General features: G+C 73.6%; 18 protein-coding genes and 1 pseudogene. 7 read left to right on the top strand and 12 right to left on the bottom strand.

What is annotated here, in order from left to right:
- Positions 1-22 precede the first annotated feature (22 nt).
- On the top strand, positions 23-673 hold the full coding sequence (locus ACGFZS_RS33305) for an alpha-ketoglutarate-dependent dioxygenase AlkB family protein (protein ID WP_393798204.1): 651 nt from the start codon (positions 23-25) through the stop codon (positions 671-673).
- A gap of 112 nt (positions 674-785) precedes the next feature.
- Positions 786-2021: an ROK family protein gene (locus ACGFZS_RS33310; protein WP_393798205.1), complete on the top strand. Its 1236-nt coding sequence runs from the start codon at positions 786-788 to the stop codon at positions 2019-2021.
- A 67-nt stretch (positions 2022-2088) separates the two neighbouring features.
- Here ACGFZS_RS33310 and ACGFZS_RS33315 read toward each other — a convergent pair whose 3' ends face one another.
- The 4 genes from ACGFZS_RS33315 to ACGFZS_RS33330 are packed head-to-tail and all read right to left on the bottom strand — an operon-like array spanning position 2089 to position 4568.
- A complete protein-coding gene (locus ACGFZS_RS33315; RefSeq protein ID WP_393798206.1) occupies positions 2089-2997 on the bottom strand; it encodes a phosphotriesterase in 909 nt (302 codons plus the stop codon).
- Positions 2994-3578 carry a DUF4865 family protein gene (locus ACGFZS_RS33320; protein WP_393798207.1) on the bottom strand — a complete coding sequence of 195 codons (585 nt, stop codon included), beginning with the start codon at positions 3576-3578 and terminating at the stop codon, positions 2994-2996. Before ACGFZS_RS33320 ends, ACGFZS_RS33315 begins: the two co-directional genes overlap by 4 nt.
- 25 nt (positions 3579-3603) lie before the next feature.
- Positions 3604-3993, bottom strand: coding sequence for a cupin domain-containing protein (locus ACGFZS_RS33325; protein WP_393546754.1), 390 nt, complete (start codon positions 3991-3993; stop codon positions 3604-3606).
- A gap of 5 nt (positions 3994-3998) precedes the next feature.
- Complete coding sequence (locus ACGFZS_RS33330) at positions 3999-4568, bottom strand: TetR/AcrR family transcriptional regulator (protein WP_393798208.1); 570 nt, start codon at positions 4566-4568, stop codon at positions 3999-4001.
- A gap of 197 nt (positions 4569-4765) precedes the next feature.
- Here ACGFZS_RS33330 and ACGFZS_RS33335 point away from each other — a divergent pair, with 197 nt between their 5' ends.
- The 3 genes from ACGFZS_RS33335 to ACGFZS_RS33345 are packed head-to-tail and all read left to right on the top strand — an operon-like array spanning position 4766 to position 8360.
- Positions 4766-5056 carry an SHOCT domain-containing protein gene (locus ACGFZS_RS33335; protein WP_365689216.1) on the top strand — a complete coding sequence of 97 codons (291 nt, stop codon included), beginning with the start codon at positions 4766-4768 and terminating at the stop codon, positions 5054-5056.
- Positions 5053-5802 carry an ABC transporter ATP-binding protein gene (locus ACGFZS_RS33340; protein ID WP_393798209.1) on the top strand — a complete coding sequence of 250 codons (750 nt, stop codon included), beginning with the start codon at positions 5053-5055 and terminating at the stop codon, positions 5800-5802. The genes ACGFZS_RS33335 and ACGFZS_RS33340 overlap by 4 nt, the downstream gene beginning before the upstream one ends.
- The gene (locus ACGFZS_RS33345) at positions 5799-8360 is read left to right on the top strand and encodes an ABC transporter permease (protein ID WP_393798210.1); all 2562 of its coding nucleotides are present in this window, start codon (positions 5799-5801) and stop codon (positions 8358-8360) included. Before ACGFZS_RS33340 ends, ACGFZS_RS33345 begins: the two co-directional genes overlap by 4 nt.
- 420 nt (positions 8361-8780) lie before the next feature.
- On the opposite strand, the pseudogene ACGFZS_RS33350 reads toward ACGFZS_RS33345, so the two are convergent.
- Positions 8781-9191: pseudogene (locus tag ACGFZS_RS33350) on the bottom strand (ATP-binding protein); the annotation flags it as partial.
- A 183-nt stretch (positions 9192-9374) separates the two neighbouring features.
- Positions 9375-9698, bottom strand: a complete 324-nt coding sequence (locus ACGFZS_RS33355; RefSeq protein WP_355721680.1) for a hypothetical protein — start codon at positions 9696-9698, stop codon at positions 9375-9377.
- A 358-nt stretch (positions 9699-10056) separates the two neighbouring features.
- On the opposite strand from ACGFZS_RS33355, the gene ACGFZS_RS33360 reads away from it, so the two are divergent.
- Positions 10057-11181 (top strand): PLP-dependent cysteine synthase family protein, encoded by a 1125-nt coding sequence (locus ACGFZS_RS33360; RefSeq protein WP_393798211.1) that lies wholly within the window; start codon positions 10057-10059, stop codon positions 11179-11181.
- 21 nt (positions 11182-11202) lie between these two features.
- Here ACGFZS_RS33360 and ACGFZS_RS33365 read toward each other — a convergent pair whose 3' ends face one another.
- Both ACGFZS_RS33365 and ACGFZS_RS33370 read right to left on the bottom strand, forming a co-directional pair.
- Positions 11203-11673 carry an SRPBCC family protein gene (locus tag ACGFZS_RS33365; protein ID WP_393798212.1) on the bottom strand — a complete coding sequence of 157 codons (471 nt, stop codon included), beginning with the start codon at positions 11671-11673 and terminating at the stop codon, positions 11203-11205.
- Positions 11674-11761: 88 nt separating this feature from the next.
- Positions 11762-12580, bottom strand: a complete 819-nt coding sequence (locus ACGFZS_RS33370; protein WP_355721689.1) for a DeoR/GlpR family DNA-binding transcription regulator — start codon at positions 12578-12580, stop codon at positions 11762-11764.
- 469 nt (positions 12581-13049) lie between these two features.
- Here ACGFZS_RS33370 and ACGFZS_RS33375 point away from each other — a divergent pair, with 469 nt between their 5' ends.
- Positions 13050-15311, top strand: coding sequence for a hypothetical protein (locus ACGFZS_RS33375; RefSeq protein ID WP_393798361.1), 2262 nt, complete (start codon positions 13050-13052; stop codon positions 15309-15311).
- On the opposite strand, the gene ACGFZS_RS33380 is transcribed toward ACGFZS_RS33375, so the two are convergent.
- The 4 genes from ACGFZS_RS33380 to ACGFZS_RS33395 form a co-directional block, all read right to left on the bottom strand.
- The gene (locus tag ACGFZS_RS33380) at positions 15312-17738 is read right to left on the bottom strand and encodes a right-handed parallel beta-helix repeat-containing protein (protein WP_393798213.1); all 2427 of its coding nucleotides are present in this window, start codon (positions 17736-17738) and stop codon (positions 15312-15314) included. It abuts the gene before it with no gap.
- Positions 17739-17858: 120 nt separating this feature from the next.
- On the bottom strand, positions 17859-18464 hold the full coding sequence (locus ACGFZS_RS33385) for a hypothetical protein (RefSeq protein WP_393657923.1): 606 nt from the start codon (positions 18462-18464) through the stop codon (positions 17859-17861).
- A 351-nt stretch (positions 18465-18815) separates the two neighbouring features.
- Positions 18816-19640 (bottom strand): MOSC domain-containing protein, encoded by an 825-nt coding sequence (locus ACGFZS_RS33390; RefSeq protein WP_393798214.1) that lies wholly within the window; start codon positions 19638-19640, stop codon positions 18816-18818.
- A gap of 45 nt (positions 19641-19685) precedes the next feature.
- Complete coding sequence (locus ACGFZS_RS33395) at positions 19686-20141, bottom strand: DUF6643 family protein (protein WP_365689199.1); 456 nt, start codon at positions 20139-20141, stop codon at positions 19686-19688.
- Positions 20142-20337: the final 196 nt, after the last annotated feature.

Here is a 20337-nt window from a genome sequence, read left to right on the forward strand (position 1 = left end):
CCCGGTCGGGCAGGATGGGGGCATGGAGGATGAGCTGTTCCCGAGGGCGCGCGCCCCCCTCGCGCCGGGCGCCGTGCACGTCCCCGACTGGCTCGACCCGGACCGGCAGCGCGCGCTGCTGACCGCCTGCCGTGACTGGGCCCGGCCTCCGGCGGGCCTGCGCACGGTCCGCACCCCCGGCGGCGGCACCATGACCGCCCGCCAGGTCTGCCTGGGCTGGCACTGGTACCCCTACGCCTACGCCCGCACCGTCGTCGACGGCGACCACAGCCCCGTGAAGCCCTTCCCGGCCCGGCTGGACGACCTGGCCCGCCGCGCGGTGACCGACGCGCTCGGCCCGGCGGCGGTCGGCGGATTGTCGTACGACATCGCACTGATCAACTTCTACGACGCGGACGCCCGCATGGGCATGCACCGCGACGCCGACGAACGCTCCCCCGCGCCGGTGGTGTCCCTGAGCCTGGGAGACACCTGCGTGTTCCGCTTCGGCAACACGGAGAGCAGGGGGAGGCCTTACACGGACGTGGAACTGAGGTCGGGCGACCTGTTCGTGTTCGGCGGAGAGTCGAGACTCGCCTACCACGGGGTGCCGAGGGTGTACCCGGGCACGGCACCGGCGGAGCTGGGCCTGACCGGGCGCTTGAACGTCACGCTGAGAGTGAGCGGCTTTTGACCGACCTCAGCTGAGCCGCGCCCCTTGGGGGCGCGGGGAACTGCGCGACCAGCCCCGACGACGCCGCACCTTTGATACTGCCCCTCCTACGGATCATGGCAGACTCCCTCTCATGAGCGGCAATGCGGCCCCCCGCCCGACGGGGGAAGGGACCTCGAAGACCCGGTTGGACAGAGGACGCGGCGCACTCGGCCCCGCCTTGGAACTCGTGCACACCGGCCGTGCCCCCACCCGCGCCGTGCTCACCGCCGAACTCGGCGTCACCCGGGCCACCGCCGGCGCGGTCGCCGCCGAACTGGAGGCGCTCGGCCTGATCACGGTCGACGCCCACCCGGGCGCCGCCGCCGGATCCCAGGGCCGGCCCTCGCACCGCCTGGAGGTCGCCGAGAACGGCCCGGTCGTGCTGGCCGCGCAGGTCCACGCGGACGGTTTCCGCGCGGCGCTGGTCGGCCTCGGCGGCTGTATCGTCGCGACCGCGCCCGGCTGCGAGGCGGTCGACGCCGACCCGGCGAAGGTGCTCGGCTCGGTCGTCGAGGCGGGCGCCGACCTGCTCGGCACGACCGGCCGCCGCTGCGTCGGCGCCGGACTCGCCGTGCCGTCCGCCGTCGCCGAACCGGAGGGCCTGGCCCTCAACCCGCTGCACCTGGCCTGGCCGGTGGGCGCGCCGGTGCGCCGGATCTTCGCGGAGTGCGTGCGCGCGGCCGGGATCACCGGCCCGGCGTTCGCGGGCAACGACGTCAACCTGGCCGCGCTCGCCGAGCACCGGCACGGCGCCGGCCGGGGCGCCCGGGACCTGCTGTGCGTGGCCACCGGGCACCGGGGCGTCGGCGGCGCGCTGGTCCTGGACGGCCGTCTGCACACGGGGAGTTCGGGGCTCGCGCTGGAGGTCGGCCACCTCACCGTGAACCCGGAGGGCCGCCCCTGCCACTGCGGCAGCCGGGGCTGCCTGGACGTCGAGGCGGACCCGCTGGCGCTGCTCGTCGAGGCGGGCCGCGAGCCCGGCCCCGAGGTGTCGCTCCTCCGGCAGGCCGAGGACCTGGTCCGCGACCACTACGACGACCCGACGGTCCGCAGAGCCGCCGAGGCCCTCATCGACCGCCTCGGCCTGGGCCTCGCCGGACTGGTCAACATCCTCAACCCCGACCGCATCATCCTCGGCGGCCTGCACCGCACCCTCCTGGACGCCGACCCGGAACGACTGCGCGCCGTCGTCGCCGACCGAAGCCTGTGGGGCCAGAGCGGCGGCGTCCCGATCCTGCCCTGCACCCTGAGCCACAACAGCCTTGTCGGAGCAGCCGAGTTGGCCTGGCAGCCGGTCCTGGACGACCCGCTGGGGGCGCTGCAGTAACGCCCGGGCCCGACCCGGCCGCACCGGCAGACACCACAGCACCCCCCCGGCGCGGCGTCTTCGTGGCCTAACGCCCTTCCACCGCGAACGCCCGGGCCGGGTTGGCGGTCAGGATCCGGTCGACCTGCTCGGCGCCCAGCTCCGCCACCAGCCGTGGCCGTACCCGCCGTAGCAGATACGGCATGCCGGGCCCGCCGTCCACGGATCGCGCGCCCGCCACCACGGTGTCGCCGCCCAGCAGCAGCCGGTCCCCGAAGCCGGCCTCGGACAGGGAGCGCACCGCTTCCGGCATGCGCCAGTCGGTGGCGTGATGGGCCCGGGAGGGGCCGTCGAAGGCGAGCCAGCAGCCGGAGGCGGCGGCCTCGCGCTGGAGGACGAGGTCGGGGGAGCGGTTGAGGTGGCCGAGGATCACGCGGTCGCCGGGGACGCCCAACTTCCCGCAGAGGAGGTCGAGTACGTCCAGTGCGGCGGTGCCCAGCTCCAGGTGGACGGCGATCGGGGCGCCCGTCGCGCGGTGTGCCTCGGCCGCCGCCGTCATCGTCCAGCGGGCGTGGGCGTCGAGGGCGTGGAAGCCGCCCGCCACCTTGATGAGTCCGGCGCGCACCCCTGAGGTGCCGATGCCCCGGGTCAGCTCGTCGACGAAGAGGTCGGCGAGCCCGCCGCGCAGGCGGTCGAGCAACTCAGGGGCGTAGTGGGCCGCCTGGTGCAGTCCCGTCGCGCAGATCAGGTGCACTCCGGCAGCGCGGGAGAGCAGGGGCAGGTCGGCGGCCCGCCGTCCCATCCCGTACGGGGTCCACTGGACGACGGCCGCGCCGCCCGCGGCCCGGAACGCCTCCAGTTCGGCCCGCGCGGCGGTCGCGTCGTTCAGCTCCTGGTCCGGGAGCCGGGGGCTGCGCAGGAAGAGGTGGTCGTGCGCGTCGCACACGCCCAGGTCCTCGGGCCGGATGTCACCGAGGACCGTACGGACCGCGCTCACCACTGCCGTCCGCGCGGCAGCCCGGCACGCCCCGGTTGTGACAGGTGCAGCACCTGGAAGACGTCGCCCTCGGCCATGGCCGCGTCGTGTTCCCAGAGCGAGAAGTGGACCAGTTCCCAGGCGTGCGTGTCCACGGCGGACGCGGCCAGCACGGCACCGTCCTCGGCGGCCAGCCGCCCGGTCTCGGCCGCGGCCTCCGCCATGAACGCGGCCAACTTCACGCCCTCGGGCACCGGTTGGCGCCGCCGGACGGCGAGCGAGGCGGGGGAGCCGGCGGCGGTGCCCTCCTCGAACGCCAGGCCCGTCCACTGCCGGATCCGTGGTCGCCCGAAGTCGTCGACGGGGCCCTGGAAGGCGCCTCCCCAGAGGAATTCGTTCATTCCCGCCACGGTGTTCCAGAGGTAGAACGGCCCGTACTGGTTCACCGGTGAGCCGTGCACACCGCGCTCGCGCAGGAGGTACGTCTTGATGCCGAGGCCGTTCCAGTCGTCGAGCAGGTGCCCGACGCGGGCCACCCGGGAACGGATGATGCCCATGTCGTAGTCCGCGGGGAGTACGAACTCGTACTGCATGGCGTGCATGGCGCGGTTCCCTTCGCGGGCCGGGTCAGGCGGGGTAGTCGGTCACGTGCTCGTGCCACTCGGCGGTCGTGCCGTCCTGCGCGGCCTCCACGACCGCGAGATGCGTCATGAAGGTGCGGGGACCGGCGCCGTGCCAGTGCCACTCGTCCGGCTCGATCCACACCGTGTCGCCCGCGCGGATCGCCGCCACCTCGCCGCCCCTGCGCTGCACCAGCCCCTCGCCCTCCAGGACGTGCAGCACCTGGCCGTGCGGGTGCCGGTGCCAGGCGGTGTGGGCGCCGGGTGCGAAGTGGACGTTGAACAGCCGCAGCCGGGACGGGGCGGCGGGCGCGGCCACCTCGTCCAGCCAGACCGTGCCGGTGAAGTGCTCCGCCGAGCCCTGCCGGGTGTCGGGGCGGTTCCTGGTGATGTGCATGTACGTCAACTCCTCAGCAGAGACAGCAGTCCGCGCACGCCGGCGTCGAACGCGGCGGGTGAACCGGAGGCGCGGGCGAGGACGTAGCCGCCCTGCACGGTCGCGAGGACGGTGGCGGCGATCTCCTCGCCGTCCACCCGGGGCCCGAACTGCCCCTGCGTCCTGCCCTCTTCGACGATTCCGGCGATCAACTCCCGGATCCGGTCCAGTGTCTCGTCGACCGGCGCCCGCAGTTCGTCGCTCGCGATGATGTCCGGGTCCATGGTCAGCCGGCCGACCGGGCAGCCGCGCAGCACATCGCGCTCCCGCAGCAGATACGCCTCGATCCTTTCGTACGGCGTGCCCGGCCCGGTCAGTACCCCCTCGGCGGTGGCCAGGAGTTCCCGGGCGGTCCGCCGGATCGCGGCCAGCGCCAGGTCCGGCTTGCCCGTGAAGTGGTGGTACATGCTGCCCTGGCCGGCTCCGGCGCGCTCCAGGATCGCCTTGGGGCTGGTGCCGACGTAACCCCGCTCCCACAGCAGCTCACGGGTGGACTCGATCAACCGCTCCGACGTGCTCATGCGAGCACTGTACATACTAGTAGGTACAGTCCGCCAGTCCGTGAGCCTGCCGGTCCGTGTGTCCGCGGCCCGGCTGGGAGCAGGCGCCGTCGGCCCGTGTACTCCCCGGGAGGTACGGCCACTGCCGCCGGCCGCACGACGACCCGGACCCCGTCCCGCGGCCAGTCTCGACGCAGTACACCCCGAGCCTCTGACAAGGGAGTCGAACCGAGATGCAGACCCTGGCGAACTGGGACGGCGGGCCCGGCCCGTGGATCCTGTTCTTCCCGCTGATCTGGGCGGCCGTCGTGATTGGCGCCGTCACCTTCCTGCGCCGAACCCTCTGGCGCGGACGCGGCGGCCCCTGGCGCCCGATGGACGCGGGCCGTCCGGCCGGCGACTCGCCGCTCGCGGTCCTCGGCCGCCGCTTCGCCGCCGGTGAGATCGACGAGGACGAGTACTGGCGCCGGCTGTCGGTCCTGGAGGAGCACTTCGGCCGCCTCGGCAAGGGCGGTGCGGCATGACCACGACGACAGCGGTACGGTCCGCGGCCCGGGTCGTGGGCGCGGTGAAGGTGTACGGCGGTGGCGACACCGCCGTACGCGCCCTGGACGGCGTGGACGTGGCGTTCCCGGCGGGCCGCTTCACCGCGATCATGGGCCCTTCGGGCTCCGGCAAGTCCACCCTGATGCACTGCGCGGCCGGCCTCGACACCCTCACCTCCGGCGCCGCCTGGATCGGCGACACCGAGCTGGGCCCGCTCGACGACCGGCGGCTGACGCTGCTGCGCCGCGACCGGGTCGGCTTCGTCTTCCAGGCGTTCAATCTGCTGCCGACGCTGACCGTCGCGGAGAACATCACCCTGCCGCTGGACCTGGCGGGCGGCCGCGGCGACCCGGAGTGGATCGACGCGCTCGTCGACGTCGTCGGACTGCGCGACCGGCTGCACCACCGCCCCTCCGAACTCTCCGGCGGCCAGCAGCAACGCGTCGCCGTGGCCCGGGCGTTCGCCGGCCGCCCCGAGGTCGTCTTCGCCGACGAGCCCACCGGCAACCTCGACTCCCGCTCCGGCGCCGAGGTCCTCGGCCTGCTCGGCGACACCGTACGGCGCACCGGCCGCACGGTCGTCATGGTCACCCACGACCCGGTGGCCGCCGCCCACGCCGACGAGGTCGTCTTCCTCGCCGACGGGCGGCTGGTCGACCGGATGCAGTCCCCGACCGCCGACACGGTCCTGGACCGGATGAAGGCCTTCGAGGTGCGGTCGTGAACGCCTCCGTACGGCTGAGCCTGTCCTCCCTGCGCGCCCACCGCCGCCGGTTCGCCGGCACCTTCCTCGCCGTCTTCCTCGGGGTCGCCTTCCTGGCCGGGACCCTGGTCATGGGCGACACCCTGCGCGCGAGCTTCGACTCGATGTTCGGCGAGGCCACCAGCGGCACCGACGCCGTGGTGCGCGGCGCCGACGCCATCACCACACCGGGCGAGGCCCAAGGGGTACGACAGCCCGTCCCCACGTCCCTGGTGGACGCCGTCGAACGGGTGCCCGGCGTCGCGGCCGCCGCGCCCGACATCCAGGGCGCCGGACAGCTGGTCGGCGCCGACGGCGAACCCGTCGGCGGCAAGGGCCCGCCGACCCTGGCCGGCAACTGGATCACCGACCCGCAGCTCAACTCCTACCGGATCGCGGAGGGCCGCGCCCCCGCCAGGTCCGGGGAGGTCGTGGTCAACCGGGGCGCCGCCGAGAAGGGCGGCCTGAGGATCGGCGACACGACCGTGCTGCGCACCCCGGACCCGGTGAAGGTGACGATCGTCGGCCTCGCGACCTTCGGCGGCGAGGACGGCATGGCCCAGGTGACCTTCACCGGCATGACCCGCGCCGACGCCGAGAAGTACCTCACGGCGAAGCCCGGCGAGGCGGCCTCCATCCTGGTCCGGGCCGGTCCCGGCGTCGGCCAGAAGGAACTGGTCGACCGGCTGACTCCCGTACTGCCCAAGGGAGTCGAGGCCATCACCGGCCGGCAGGCGGCGCAGGAGAACACCGACATGATCTCCAGCCAGTTCCTGACCGTCTTCACCACCTTCCTGCTGGTCTTCTCCGGGGTCGCCCTGCTGGTCGCGACCTTCTCCATCCACAACACCTTCGCCATCGTCGTCGCCCAACGCACCCGTGAGAACGCCCTGTTGCGGGCCCTCGGCGCCTCCCGTCGCCAGGTGGCCGTGTCCACCCTGACCGAGGCGAGCGTGGTGGCGGTCACCGCGTCCGCCGCCGGACTCGCGGGCGGCATCGGGGTCGCTGCCGGGCTGCAGGCGCTCTTCCCGGCGATCGGATTCCCCTTCCCCGGCGGCGATTTGGTCATCACGTCGCTCTCGATGGCCCTCCCGCTCGTGGTCGGCGTGATCGTCTGCCTGGGCTCCGCGCTGCTGCCCGCCGTACGCGCCGGACGCACCGCACCGCTGGCCGCCCTGCGCGAGACCGCCGTCGACTCCTCGGGCGCGTCCGGCCTCCGTGCCGTGCTCGGCGCGGGCCTCGGCGCGCTGGCCGTCGCCCTCGCGCTCACCGGCGTCCTGGTCTCACCGTCCGTCTGGCTCGCCGGGCTCGGCGCCCTGCTGGCCCTGGTCTCCTTCGTGGTCCTGGGCCCGGTCGCCGCCACCACGGTGGTACGACTGCTCGGCGGCCCCCTGGACCGGCTGCGCGGAGTGACCGGCGCCCTCGCCCGGCGCAACGCGCTGCGCAGCCCCCGGCGGACCGCCGCCACCGCGAGCGCGCTGATGATCGGCGTGGCCGTGGTCTCGCTGTTCACCGTGTTCGGCGCGTCCCTGAAGGCCACCATGGACCAGACCGTCTCCCGGTCCTTCGCCGGCGACCTCGCCGTCAGCAACCCGTCCTTCGGTGCGGGCGGCAGCGGACTCAGCCCCCGGCTGGCCTCGGCCGTCCAGCGGCTGCCCGAGGTGGACACCGCCGTCGGACTCGGCCGCGGGGTCGCCGAGGTCGACGGCAAGGGACGCGCGCTGACCGTCACCGACCCGGCCGCCCTCGCCCGCACCTTCGACCTCGGCACCGTCCAGGGCTCGCTCACCCGGCTCGGCACCGACGGCATCGCCGTCACCCGGACCGAGGCCGACCGGCGGCACCTGCGCACCGGCGACACCGCCCGCCTCACCTTCACCGACGGCACGGAGCAGGACTTCACCGTCCGCGCGGTCTACGGCCGCTCCGAACTCGCCGGCGACTACGTCATCACCCGCGCCGCCTGGGCCCCGCACCGCATCCAGGACTCCGACACCCTGGTGGCCGTCACCCTCAGGCCCGGGGTGGGCGCCGACGCGGGCAAGGCCGCGGTGACCAGGGTGGCCGCACGGTACGGCGACCCGCGGGTGCAGACCCGGGACGAGTACGCGCAGTCCTCGGCCGGCGGCATCGACATGATGCTCACCCTCGTCTACGCGCTGCTCGCGCTCGCCGTGCTCATCGCGCTGCTCGGCATCGCCAACACCCTGACCCTGGCCCTCCACGAACGCACCCGGGAACTCGGCCTGTTGCGGGCCGTCGGCCAGACCCGCCCCCAGCTGCGGGCCATGGTCCGCTGGGAGTCGGTCCTGGTCGCCGCCTTCGGCACGGCCGGCGGGCTGGGCCTCGGCGCGTTCCTCGGCTGGGTCCTGGTCAGGGCCTCGGACGGTACGAGCGACACCGCGTTCGCCTTCGCTCTCCCGCCGGGCCGGCTGGCGGTCGTGGCACTGGTCGGGCTGGCGGCGGGCGCCCTCGCGGGCCTGCGCCCGGCCCGGCGGGCGGCCCGCCTGGACGTGCTGCGGGCGATCGCCATGGAGTAGGTCCGGGGGACAACAAGGCTCACCGCCCGCTCAACTGGCGACAGCCGAGCGGGCGGGAGCGTGTGCGGGGGCCGGGGCGACGGCCGTCGCGGGAGCGGGTGTGGCGACGGGGGCGCCGACGGTCGCGGGGGCGGGGGCGGAGGATCCGGCCGTCGCGTGCGCGGGGGCGGAAGGCCCGGCCGTCGCGGGTGCGGCGACGGGGGTGCCGACGGTCGCGTGCGCGGGGACGGAGGGTCCGGCCGCGGCGTGCGCGGGGGGCCCCGCCGTCGCGTGAGCGCGCGCGGGGGCCGGGGGTCCGGCCGTCGCGTGTGCGGGAGTCGGCGCCGGCGCCGTCGTACGTACGGGAGCGGGCGCACCCGGGGCCGCGGGTTCCGGTCCGACGACGCGGTGGGCGGCCGGCTCGGCCGTACGGCGCGGTGAGCGGGCCGGCTTGGGCGCGGGCAGGGTGAACCATACGACCTTGCCGTCGTCGTGCGGCCGTACGCCCCAGCTCTCGCTGACCGCGGCCACCATCGCCAGGCCCCGCCCGCAGGTCGCGTCCGGCGCGGTCTCCGTGCCGTCCTCGACCACGGGAAGACGCGGATCGTGGTCGCGGACCGACACCGTGAGCCGGTCGAGCTGGAGCTCGATCTCCACGGTGCAGTTCTTGTCGGGCTGGGCGTGCCGGTGGACGTTGGTGAGCAACTCCGTCACACCGAGCGCGGCCCGGTCGATGAGCGGGTCCAGACGCCAGTAACGCAACTGCGCAGATACGATTCTGCGGACCTGGCCGATCCGCGAGGGCAAAGCCTGAAGCTCCACCGAGCAGTGTCTGCTTGGGTGTTCGATCACGACTGCGACTCCCCGACGTGAGGTCCGGAAGAACACGAAGAACGAATCCAGCAGGGTGCCGCCGTCCATGGGGCCGCCTGCTGTCGTGGCCGGCGGGCTGGTTCGCAGCGTTATCGCCGGTAAACCCAGAGTGACGTGAGACAAGCGTGACCCAGTGCGTACGGTCCCGCAACTCGCCGTGGTTCAGCGGTCACGCCCCGCGGCCCGCCGTACCGCCTCGATGAAGCGGCGCGCCGCGGGCGGCCCGGGCTCGCCCGGCGCCGGATCGTGGTCACCCAGAGTGAGTGAGTAGCGCTGGCCGTTGAGGTCGGCCAGGGCCCGGTCCTCCGACGCGAACCACGGCTTGGAGGCCCGTACCGCCTGCACGGGCGCGCTGTCGATCTCGCTGCCGTAACTCGTCAGCAGCTGCAGCCTGCCGTCCTCTATCCGGACCTGCCCGGCCCTGGTGAGCGAACGCAGGCGCTTGTCGATCCGCACGCCCATCGCCGTGAACTCCGGCTCCGCCATTCCGCCCCGCCCCTTTTCGAGTACCTCGGTCACCGGTCCGGAAGCTTGTGGCCCCGGCCGGCGTGCACCGGCTCGTGTCGTGATCCAGTGTGCGCCCCCGTTCGGGACGTTCGTCCCGTCCGGTGGCAGTCTGCCCGCCCCCGGCGAGGAGCACCAGTACGCACGGCCCGCCGGGCCGGGGGCGCTCGGAGCACTCGCCGCAATGCGCCCCCGAAGAGATCCCGCCACGGTGCCCCAGGGGTGCCTTTGAGGCGCTCAAAGATGCGTTTATGCAGGTGAGAAGCGTGAGCAAGGTGTCTATGATCGGTCTGTCGGCCGTGTTCGAACGCCGTCGGCGCGCAGCCTAAGGAGTCCCGCCGTGAGCACCACCCCGCAGATCCGGACCGGCGCCACCCTCGACGTCGACCGCAGTGACACCGCGTACCGCGACTGGCTCAAAGAGGCCGTCCGCAAGGTCCAGGCCGACACGCAGCGCTCGGCGGACACCCACCTGCTGCGCTTCCCGCTGCCCGAGGCCTGGGGCATCGACCTCTACCTCAAGGACGAGTCGACCCACCCGACGGGCAGCCTCAAGCACCGGCTGGCCCGCTCGCTCTTCCTCTACGGGCTCTGCAATGGCTGGATCCGGCCGGGCCGCCCCGTGATCGAGGCGTCCAGCGGCTCGACGGCGGTCTCCGAGGCGTACTTCGCGAAGCTGATCGGCGTGCCCTTCATCGCCGTCATGCCGCGCACGACCAGTGCCGAGAAGTGCCGGCTCATCGAATTCCACGGCGGGCAGTGCCACTTCGTGGACGACTCCCGGAAGATGTACGAGGAGTCCGGCCGTCTCGCGGTGGAGACCGGCGGCCACTACATGGACCAGTTCACCTACGCCGAACGGGCCACCGACTGGCGCGGCAACAACAACATCGCCGAATCCATCTTCCGCCAGCTGGAGTTGGAGCGGTTCCCGGAACCGGCCTGGATCGTGGCCACGGCGGGCACCGGCGGCACCTCCGCGACGCTCGCGCGCTATGTGCACTACACCCAGCGCGACACCCGGATCTGTGTCGCCGACCCCGAGAACTCCTGTTTCTTCGAGGGCTGGACCACCGGCGATCCGGACGTCACCTGCGACTGCGGATCCCGGATCGAGGGCATCGGACGGCCGCGCATGGAACCGAGCTTCGTGCCGGGAGCCGTCGACCGGATGATGAAGGTCCCGGACGCGGCGAGCGTGGCGGCGGTACGGGCGCTGGAGCGGGCGATCGGGCGGAAGGCCGGCGGTTCCACCGGGACCGGGCTGTGGAGCGCCCTGAAGATCGTCGCCGAGATGGTGGCCGAGGGCCGGCACGGGAGCGTGGTGACCCTGCTGTGCGACCCGGGCGACCGCTACCTCGACAAGTACTACTCGGACGCCTGGCTCGCCGGGCAGGGCCTGGACATCGCGCCGTACGCGGCGGCGATCGACTCACTGCTGGAGACGGGCGTCTGGCCGGGCTGAGCGGCAGTCGGCGGCTACCGGCTACTGCGAAAGGCGCCGGTCCAGTTCGGTGACCGCGCCCCGGAAGGCCCGGCCGAGGCCCGCACGCGCCACCCTGACCGCGAAGCGGAAGGGGGCCGTGCCGTCCACGGCGAAGGTCCACTGCACTCGAGTCCCGCCGTCGGACGGCACCAGCCGCCACTCCTCGGCGATGGCGTGCGCACCGGGCGCGTTGGTGCGGTCCACCCGGTAGGCGTACACCTCCGCCTCCTTGGCCGCGATGACCGTCTCCCGGAACCAGCCGCCGCCCTTGAGCCGGATGTCACGCCCGGCGCCGTCGTCGACGGACTCGGCGCGGGTCACCGCGGCGAACCACTCCGCCCAGCCGGGCACGTCGTCGTTGAGCGCGTGGAAGACCCGCCCGGGCGGTGCGGACATCTGCTGTGCGAAGACCAGGCGTACGGGCGCGGTTTCGACGAATTCGAGCTCCACGGGGCGCAGTTGGCGCGGCATGGGCGAGAACCCCCAGGACCGAGAAGGCGGTTGACCGGCTCCGCCAAGATAACTGGCGGCCCGTCAGATGTCTGTACCGCCGCCGCGATCAGTCCTCCGTCTCACCCGCCACGACCAGCCGGCGCAGATGCTCGGAGATCTCCGCACGCGCCGCGGCCGGCAGGCCCGCGTCGGTGACCAGCGTGTCGACCTGCTCCAGCTTGGCGAACGAACTCAGGCCCACCGTGCCCCACTTGGTGTGGTCGGCGACCACCACGACCCGCCGGGCCGACTGCACCAGGCGGCGGTTGGTCTCCGCCTCCGCGAGGTTCGGGGTGGAGAGGCCGGCCTCGACCGATATGCCGTGCACGCCGAGGAACAGCAGGTCGAAGTGGAGCGCCGCGATCGCCTGGTCGGCCACCGGGCCCACCAGTGAGTCGGACGGCGTGCGCACCCCGCCGGTCAGGACGACGGTCGCCGCGCCCTGACGCTGCCCCGAGACCCGCTGGGCCGCGTGGAAGACGTCCGCGACCCGCACCGAGTTCGTCACCACGGTGAGGTCGGGGACCTCCAGGAGCTGATGGGCCAGCGCGTACGTCGTCGTACCGCCGGACAGGGCGATCGCCGTCCCCGGCACGACCAGCTCGGCGGCGGCCCGGGCGATGTCCTCCTTGGCGGTCAGCTCCAGCCCCGACTTGGCCTCGAACCCCGGCTCGTGGGTGCTCGCCTCGACCACCGGCACCGCGCCGCCGTGCACCTTCTCCAGAACGCCCTGCCGGGCCAGCGCGTCCAGGTCCCGGCGCACGGTCATGTCCGACACGCCGAGCTTGCGGGTCAGCTCGTTGACCCGCACGCCGCCCCGGCGTCGGACCTCGTCCAGGATCAGGGCGCGGCGCTGCTCCGCGAGGAGGTTCTGGTTCTCGCTCACGTACGCTCCGGTCCTCTCGCCTCAGCTGCCAGACACGCCCTGCGCACCAGCTCCGACCAGGACATTCCGCTCGGCTCCGGTGCACGGGCGCCCCATCCTTTCACGGGACCACACCGGTCGCGCCACTCCCTGTGTCGGTGCGCACATGTCATTCGGTCACCACGTGTTCCACCGGGTGTCACACACAACGGGGAGATTCCGTGACTAGTGGTGTGCGTCACATCGAAATCGGCGATCCTGAAACCCGCACGGACAGAGACCATCGGTGCGTCACGGGGGAAGTGCGAAAAGAGTGGAACGCGCGCAGGAACGTACCTTCGGCGACCCCGCCGACCGACCCACAACCACCACCACGGAGCCGGCCACGGGGCCGGGCCCGGCGGAGCGGCCCACCGAGACGCCTCCCGACCCGGTCGAGCGGCCCGCCGTCGAGAAGGCCGGTCCGGCCGGGCGGACCGCCGGGTCGGAGATCGACCTGGAACTGCTGGTCCACGGAGTCGGTGGCACCACGCCCGAGAAGATGCTCGACGACGCGCGGACGGTCCGGATCACCGGTGACGACACGGCCGCGGTCTTCCGGCGCGCCGAGGACGTCGATGCCGAGGCGCGGCCCGGCGACTACCGCGACCGGCCGGTGCCCGAGGCGTACGTCTGGTGCAACCTGACCTCCGGCAACGCCTCGCGCGCCCTGTGGCTGCTGCTTCTGCCGTTCATGGTGGTCAACCTCGCCCACTGGATGCGCCCCGCCGCCCAGGACCGGCCGCGGACCGTACGCTTCTACGGCCTGCTGGTCCGGCTCGCCGGGCTCACCCTGACCGTGCTGCTGGTCGCGGCGGCCTGCGAGGTCGCCCTCGACCTCGCGGCGTGGCAGTGCGCGGGGACGGCCGCCTGCGCCGCCCGCCACTCCTGGCTCGGTTTCCTCTCGCCCACCGGCTCCGGCGGCTGGTGGAGCGCCCCCGGCCGCCGGCTCGCCCTGGCCGCGCTGGTGCCCACCGCCCTGACCGGCCTGCTCTGGTACCTGTCGCACCGCACCTGGAGCGCGTACGAGTCCACCCGGCCGATGGCCGTCGACCCCGAGCCCGGCCACACCTCCCTCGGCAGCCCCGGCTTCTGGTACGGGCGGCGGCTGGTCGCCCGGCTGCGGGCCGCCCACACCGCCGCTGGCCTGCTCACCGTCGCCGCCGCGATCCTCGCCCCGGCGGCCTCCTTCGACCGCCGGACCGGCGGACCCGCCGTCCTCGACACGTGCGGCCGGGTGCTGACCGGTGCGCTCGTCGCCGGGGCCGCCGCCGCGGTGTGGGTGGTCTGCCGCCGGGGCCGCAGCGAGAACCTCCTCGACCAGGAACTCGACCGCCGTCTGGTACGACGCCTGCCGCTCGGCGCCCTCGCCCTGCTGCTGCTCGTCGCGCTGTACGCCGGCTGGTCCCGGCCGGGCTGGCACTCCGTGGGGCGGCTCGCCGGGGACACGACCTTCGGCGGCCTGGCCCTGGCCCAGGGCGTGCTGGTGATCGTCCTCTGCGTCGTCGCCCACGACCTGCACCGCCGGCTCCCCGATCCGCGCGCCGCGATGCGCGGGCTCGGCGGCCCCGCGGTCGCGCTGCTGGCCTGCGCGCTGGGCGGGGTGATCTCGGGCGGGGTCGCCCAGCGGGTCTCCGACTGGCTGGACGGCACCGGAACCTCCCTCGCCGGGCCACCGGTGCTGCTGACCTGGCAGGCGTCGGTGATCCCGCCCGTCCTCGTGGTGCTGCTCGGCGCGGTCGCCTGGCTCTCCTGGCGCACCTCGCGGCTCGGCCGTATCGAGCGGGTGGCCGTCGACCTCGACCACCGCGGGGAGCCGGAGGACACGGCACGCACCCGTCGTATCGCCCGGGTCCGGGCCATGGCCGTCCTCACCGACCGGACGCCGCTCGTCGTGACCGTGCTGTGCGCCGCCACGCTGGTACTGGGGGCCGGGGCGCTGGTGGGCGCGCTGGCCACCGGGAAGACGCCGGACGCGGCCGCCGACGGGACGTACGCCCTCGTGCACGGCACGGCCGAGGCCTCGCAGGCGCTCGGCTCCTGGCTGGTCGGGCTCGGCTTCATCCTGTTCGTCACCTGGGGCCGGCGCGCCTACAAGGACGCCTCCGCGCGGCGCACCATCGGCATCCTCTGGGACGTCGGCACCTTCTGGCCGCGCGCCGCCCACCCCTTCGCCCCGCCCTGCTACGCCGAGCGCGCGGTGCCCGACCTGACCTGGCGGATGGACACCTGGACCCGCCGTACCGGCGGCCGGCTGGTCATCTCCGGCCACTCCCAGGGCAGCGTCCTCGCGGCCGCCGCGGCCTGGCAGCTGACCCCGTCCGTGCGCAGCCGGGTCGCCCTGCTGACGTACGGCTCCCCGCTGGAGCGGCTGTACGGCCGCTGGTTCCCCGCGCACTTCGGCCCGGCCGAACTCGGCTCCCTGCACCGCGAGGTCGCCTGCTGGCGCAACCTCTACCGGCTCACCGACCCCATCGGCGGACCGGTGCGCATCCCGGACGGCGACGGCCCCGAGGTGGACCACATGCCGCTGAAGGACCCGCTCGCCTACGGCCGTACGCCGGGGCACCCGCTGCCCGCCCCGATCCTGGGCCACTCCGACTACCAGGCGGACCCGGCCTTCGCCGAGGAACGGGAACGGCTGCTGGCCCGGCTGCGGCCGGACCTGCCCGGACAGCGGCCGGCCGCCCGGCCACTGCACCGAGCGGACTGATCAGGCCAGTTCCGGGAGGTCCTCGGCGTAGAGCAGGGTGAGGTCGTCGGTGGTCGGGTCGGCGAGCTGGGCGACCCGGCTCGCATGCCGCTCGACCATCGCCTCGAAGGTCTGCCGGGCGGTACGGCCGTTGCCGAACGCGGGGCCCTTCGGGATCGCCGTGAAGTACTTCACCAGGCCCTCGGACGCGCCCGGCGCCAGCCGGTACTCGTGCTCGTCGGCCTGCTGCTCCACGATCCTCAGCAGTTCGTCCGGGCCGTAGTCGGTGAAGGTGATGGTCCGGGAGAAACGGGACGCCACACCGGGGTTGACCGAAAGGAAGCGCTCCATCTCCTCGGTGTAGCCCGCGACGATCACCACCACCGAGTCCCGGTGGTCCTCCATCAGCTTCACCAGCGTGTCGATGGCCTCCTTGCCGAAGTCACGGCCGGCGTCCTCCGGGGACAGCGCGTACGCCTCGTCGATGAACAGCACACCGCCGAGCGCCCGTTGGAAGGCCTCCTGGGTGCGGATCGCCGTGGAGCCGATGTGCTCGCCGACCAGGTCGACCCGCGACACCTCGACCAGGTGCCCCTTCTCCAGCACTCCGAGGGAGGCGAGGATCTCGCCGTAGAGCCGGGCGACGGTCGTCTTGCCGGTGCCCGGGGAGCCCGTGAACACCAGGTGCCGCTTGACCGAGGCGGCCTTCAGACCGGCCTGCTGGCGGCGCCGCCCGACCTCGATCATGTCGGTCAGCGCACGGACCTCGCGCTTGACGCTGTCCAGACCGACCAGCGCGTCGAGTTCACCGAGGACGGCCGTGGAGGTGCGGGCCGGCTCCTCGGGCGCGTCCGGGTTGAGGAGGGGTTCCTGCTCGGTGGTGCGCTGGCCGGGGATCGCGCCCAGCAGGCCGGGGGACTGGTGCGCGGTCTGCACGGCCGGCTCGGGCGCCGCGGGCTGGCGCAGGCTGCCGCTCTCGTCGCTGGTGCAGTCCTCCACCACCGGGCCGGTGCCCGGGCCGCCGTCCGCGAACTCGTAGCCCCCGCGCGCGCAGCGCTCCGTGCGGCACTTGCGCAGCGTCGAACGGCTGCCGTCGATCACATGGAAGCCGTAGCCCGCGCTGCCGGTGACCCGGCAGTTCAGGAAGGAGCCCCGGCCGCCCGCCGAGACGTAGAAACCCGCCTCCGCTGGGGAGTCCACCGTGCAGCGCTCGATGGTGGGGTCGGCGCCCTTGGTGACGATCACTCCGGTCTGGGTGCCGTCCACCGTGCAGTTGTTGAGGGTGCCGCCACTGCCGTGGTCGCGGAACCAGGCGCCGGTGGCCGCGTCCCGGATCCGGCAGTCGTCGAGCTGTGCGGTCGCCCCGTCGCTCACCGACACCGCCGTGTTGCGCACCTGGGAGAGGTCGCTGTCGACGACGTCCGCGCGCGAGCCACGGTCCAGCACGAACAGCGCGTCCGGCACGTCGTGCACCCGGCAGGACTCCAGGACGGCGGTGGCGCCGTCGCTCACCCAGACCGCAGGGTAGTCGCCGGTGCTGTCGAAGATCTCGCACTGGTTGGCGTCCACCCGGGTGCCCGGGTCCCACACCGACAGGCCGTTGCGCCCGAACTGACGCACCGTCGTGCGGGTCAGCGTCAGCACCGAACGCGAGCGCAGGTCGACCGCGTTCTCCGGGATGTCGTGGATCCGGCAGTCGGCCAGGGTGAGCACCGCGTCGGTGTCGAGGGTGACCCCGTCGGCGGTGGTGCGGTGCACATCGCAGTCGGTGAGGTGCGCCGTGGCCCGCGCGGTGACCTGCACACCGGAGCCCCGCACCTCGTAGATCTCGCAACCCACCGCTTCCAGCGAGGAGTTCTCCCCGGTCGCGGTCAGGCCCGTGCCCGAGGCGTGGTGCACCCGGCAGCGCTCCAGGCGCGGACGGCCGCCGCCGCGCACCGCCACGCCCGCCTGACCGGCCGCCACGACCTCGCACTCCTCGAACACCCCGCCACCGCCGTCGAGTACGGCGATCCCGATACCGGCCGGGTTGTCCACGGTGCACCGGCGCACGGTCGGCCGTGCGCCGCCGCGCACCTCGATGCCGGCCGCGGACCGGGTGACGATCCGCACGTCCAGCAGCTCCGGCGTGCCCTCCTCGACGAGCAGCGCGGGCGCGGCCGCGTCCTGGCCCTCGACATGCAGGTCCTGTACGACGGCGGAGGCCCGCACGGTCAGCGGCACCCCGTCCGCGGGCGCGATCCGCACCGAGCCGGGCGAACCCTCGGGCCCGCGCAGCGTCACCGCGCGCTGGACGACGAGGTTCTCCCGGTAGGTGCCGGGGGCGACCGTGAGGACGTCACCGTCCGCGGCGGCCTCCAGGGCGGCGGCGAGCGACGCGTACTCACCCGTGCGGCGCCGCCACCGCGATGTGCCGGTGTGCGTCACCTGGACCGTGCCCTGTGCCATGGCGTTGCCGTGCCCCCACCTCGTCGTACGGATCGCTCGCGCGGGTCGATACCGAATGCACTTCGGCCGGTCCACCGTAGCGTGCGCCGAGGTGGTGGAACGACCAGAGGCGGAAAGGTGTCAGCTGCCGGTGCCGGCCTTGCCCCAGTCCGGACCCGCTCGGTCCCAGGCCTGGTCCCACCGCGCGTATCTGCGACGGACCATACGCCAGACGATCATCCGTCTGCCGCCCTCGACCAGCCCCGCCGTGAGCAGGGCCGCGCCGAACCCGGCCAGCACGGCGTGTGTCGTCGCCGTCGCGGAGTCCAGCGGACGGGCCGTCACGGTGCCGTGCAGGTCCGTCCAGACGCCGAAGTGGTCGCCCTTGTGCGGGGACTTGAGGACGGTGAGCACCGGGCCGTGCTGCCGCGTGCCGTCCGGCGCGGTCCAGTCGGCGAGGACGCGGCTGCGGGTGTCGTGGGCGCTGGTGGCGTCCGGGTCGGGCTCCACCAGGGAGCTGCCCAGCTTTCGGACGACCGTCGCCGTGACCAGATGCCGGTCGTGGTGCTGCTGCCGGACCGACCGCTGCAGGGCGTCCTCGGCGGCGGCGCCCACGAGCGAGCCGAGCACGGGCGCGGCCACCACGATCAGCAGCAGTGCCGCCAGGGCGACCCAGGCCTCGGCCAGGTCCGTCGCACGGCGCAGCGGATTGCGCCGCCAGCGCCACAGGCCGCGGATCTCTCGCACCGTCCACCACCCCCTTCCCGCTCCGTGATAACCCCCGCCCGGGCCGTTCACCCGCGACCCCGACCGAAGAGAGAGCGAAATCACCCCCGGCCGGGACTTTCATGAACTTCTCACCACCCCCAACGACCGGGCCGCGGGCTTGGGTTCCCACCGGGAGACGGAGATCGCCCGGCCGGGCGGAGGCGGCGGGCCGGGGAGGGAGACCGCTCGGGCGGGGACGGACGGCCAGGGCCGAGGCGGAGCGGACGGAGGCGGATCCGGGGGAGGTGGTTCGGGTGGCGGTCGCGGTTCGGGCGGAGGTGGTCCGGGCGGAATTGGTTCGGGCGGCGGTGGCGGTCGGTCCGGGGCGGCTCAGGCGAGGACGTGTACCGGGTCGCCGACCCGGATGGTGCCCCGGGAGCAGGGGACCAGGTTCTGGCCGAAGACCAGGCGGTTGCCGAATCTGCGGTGCCGGGCCAGGGTCCGCAGCGGCTCCCGGCCGCGCTCGGCGGTGGTCTGGTCGGTCGTGGTCACGACGCACCGCCCGCACATCTTCGCCACCCGGAACTCGACTTCGCCGACGGCGATGCGCGTCCAGTCGTCCTCGGCCCAGGCGTCGGTGCCCCGCACGACCACGTTCGGCCGGAAACGGTTCATGGGCAGGGGCCCCTCGTCGGCGTGATCACCGAGCGCGACGAGAGAGTTGAGGGCGTCGAGCGAGCCCTGTGTGGTGAGCAGCAACGGATAGCCGTCGGCGAAGCTCACGGTCTCGCCCGGCAGCGCGTGGTCCGGGTCGATCGGGCGGCGGACGGCGGGATCGTCCATGTACGCGAGGCGGACGTCGGTCCGCAGATAGTCGGTGCACCACGAGTGCGCGGACTCCGCCGCCAGGACCGCTTCCACCTTCGTGCCGAAGATGTCCACCGGCACGGTGGCCGCCGGGTGCGGGACCGGCACCGCCAGCGGCGCGCGACCGGGCGCGGACAGGCTTACGCCGCCCCCGGGCAGCGGCTCGGCGGCGGCCCGCGCGAGGCGCGGCTGTTCACGCTGGGTGACGACCTTTCCCCCGTCGTCGATCAGAACCCAGCGTCGGTCACCGGCCAGCCCCCAGGGCTCCACGACGGCCTCCCGGGGCGAGAACCCCCGGAGCGCCTTGACCGGGTGAACGTGGATCGACTGCAGTTCGGCAAGCCCCATGACGCCATCGTGCCAGGCCGCACGGACATCCAGGGGCGCCGCCGATCAGTAGCCGCGGTACTGCTGCTGTTGCTGGTTGTTGTACGGGTCCTGGTACGGAGCCGCCTGCGCGGGACGCGGAGCCGCCGGACGCATCGCCTCGTAACCCGTGCCGCCCATCATGGGACGGGGCGGCTGCGGCTGCTGCGCGGGGTAGCCGCGCGGGCCCGTCGCCTGCTGGGGGATGTACGCCGAGGGCGCCTGCTGCAGCGGTGCGGGCTGCTGCATCTGCTGGGGGTAGCCGTAGCCGGGGGCCGGCTGGGATGGACCCGCGGGGAGCGCGGGCAGCGCCGACGGCAGCGCGGGCAGGTTCAGGCTGCTCGGCGTGTCGTAGGCGGGAGGGACCCGGATCGGGGCGATCTGCGGGGTGCCCCGCTCGGCCACGAGCGAGTCGTAGATCGGGGTGTCCGGGAAGGAGGCGGAGTAGTAGCCGCCGCCATAGGTGGAGCGGGGGGAGGTCATGGCACATAAGTTAAGCCCACGATGTGCTGGTTGGGGAGACCGATAAGAGGGTTGTTTTCCGTGTCGGCAGTGACGCCGGATCCCCAATCCGAGCGAACTCGGCAAAAAAGGACGGCAATCAGCGTTCTGATCGTGTAAAGGCCGAGTTCCACCCGGGTTACCGGCAGTTGGCCAGGGGTCTTCCTGTGCCGCTCGT

The sequence above is a fragment of the Streptomyces sp. NPDC048288 genome, from assembly GCF_043201555.1.
Classification (GTDB): Bacteria; Actinomycetota; Actinomycetes; order Streptomycetales; family Streptomycetaceae; genus Streptomyces.

What these genes read in the sequence shown, in the direction of transcription:
- ACGFZS_RS33305 (WP_393798204.1), top strand. Translation starts at nt 23, where the DNA reads ATGGAGGATGAGCTGTTCCCGAGGGCGCGCGCCCCCCTCGCGCCGGGC.
- ACGFZS_RS33310 (WP_393798205.1), top strand. Translation starts at nt 786, where the DNA reads ATGAGCGGCAATGCGGCCCCCCGCCCGACGGGGGAAGGGACCTCGAAG.
- ACGFZS_RS33320 (WP_393798207.1), bottom strand. Translation starts at nt 3,578, where the DNA reads ATGCACGCCATGCAGTACGAGTTCGTACTCCCCGCGGACTACGACATG.
- ACGFZS_RS33325 (WP_393546754.1), bottom strand. Translation starts at nt 3,993, where the DNA reads ATGCACATCACCAGGAACCGCCCCGACACCCGGCAGGGCTCGGCGGAG.
- ACGFZS_RS33330 (WP_393798208.1), bottom strand. Translation starts at nt 4,568, where the DNA reads ATGTACAGTGCTCGCATGAGCACGTCGGAGCGGTTGATCGAGTCCACC.
- ACGFZS_RS33335 (WP_365689216.1), top strand. Translation starts at nt 4,766, where the DNA reads ATGCAGACCCTGGCGAACTGGGACGGCGGGCCCGGCCCGTGGATCCTG.
- ACGFZS_RS33340 (WP_393798209.1), top strand. Translation starts at nt 5,053, where the DNA reads ATGACCACGACGACAGCGGTACGGTCCGCGGCCCGGGTCGTGGGCGCG.
- ACGFZS_RS33355 (WP_355721680.1), bottom strand. Translation starts at nt 9,698, where the DNA reads ATGGCGGAGCCGGAGTTCACGGCGATGGGCGTGCGGATCGACAAGCGC.
- ACGFZS_RS33365 (WP_393798212.1), bottom strand. Translation starts at nt 11,673, where the DNA reads ATGCCGCGCCAACTGCGCCCCGTGGAGCTCGAATTCGTCGAAACCGCG.
- ACGFZS_RS33380 (WP_393798213.1), bottom strand. Translation starts at nt 17,738, where the DNA reads ATGGCACAGGGCACGGTCCAGGTGACGCACACCGGCACATCGCGGTGG.
- ACGFZS_RS33390 (WP_393798214.1), bottom strand. Translation starts at nt 19,640, where the DNA reads ATGGGGCTTGCCGAACTGCAGTCGATCCACGTTCACCCGGTCAAGGCG.
- ACGFZS_RS33395 (WP_365689199.1), bottom strand. Translation starts at nt 20,141, where the DNA reads ATGACCTCCCCCCGCTCCACCTATGGCGGCGGCTACTACTCCGCCTCC.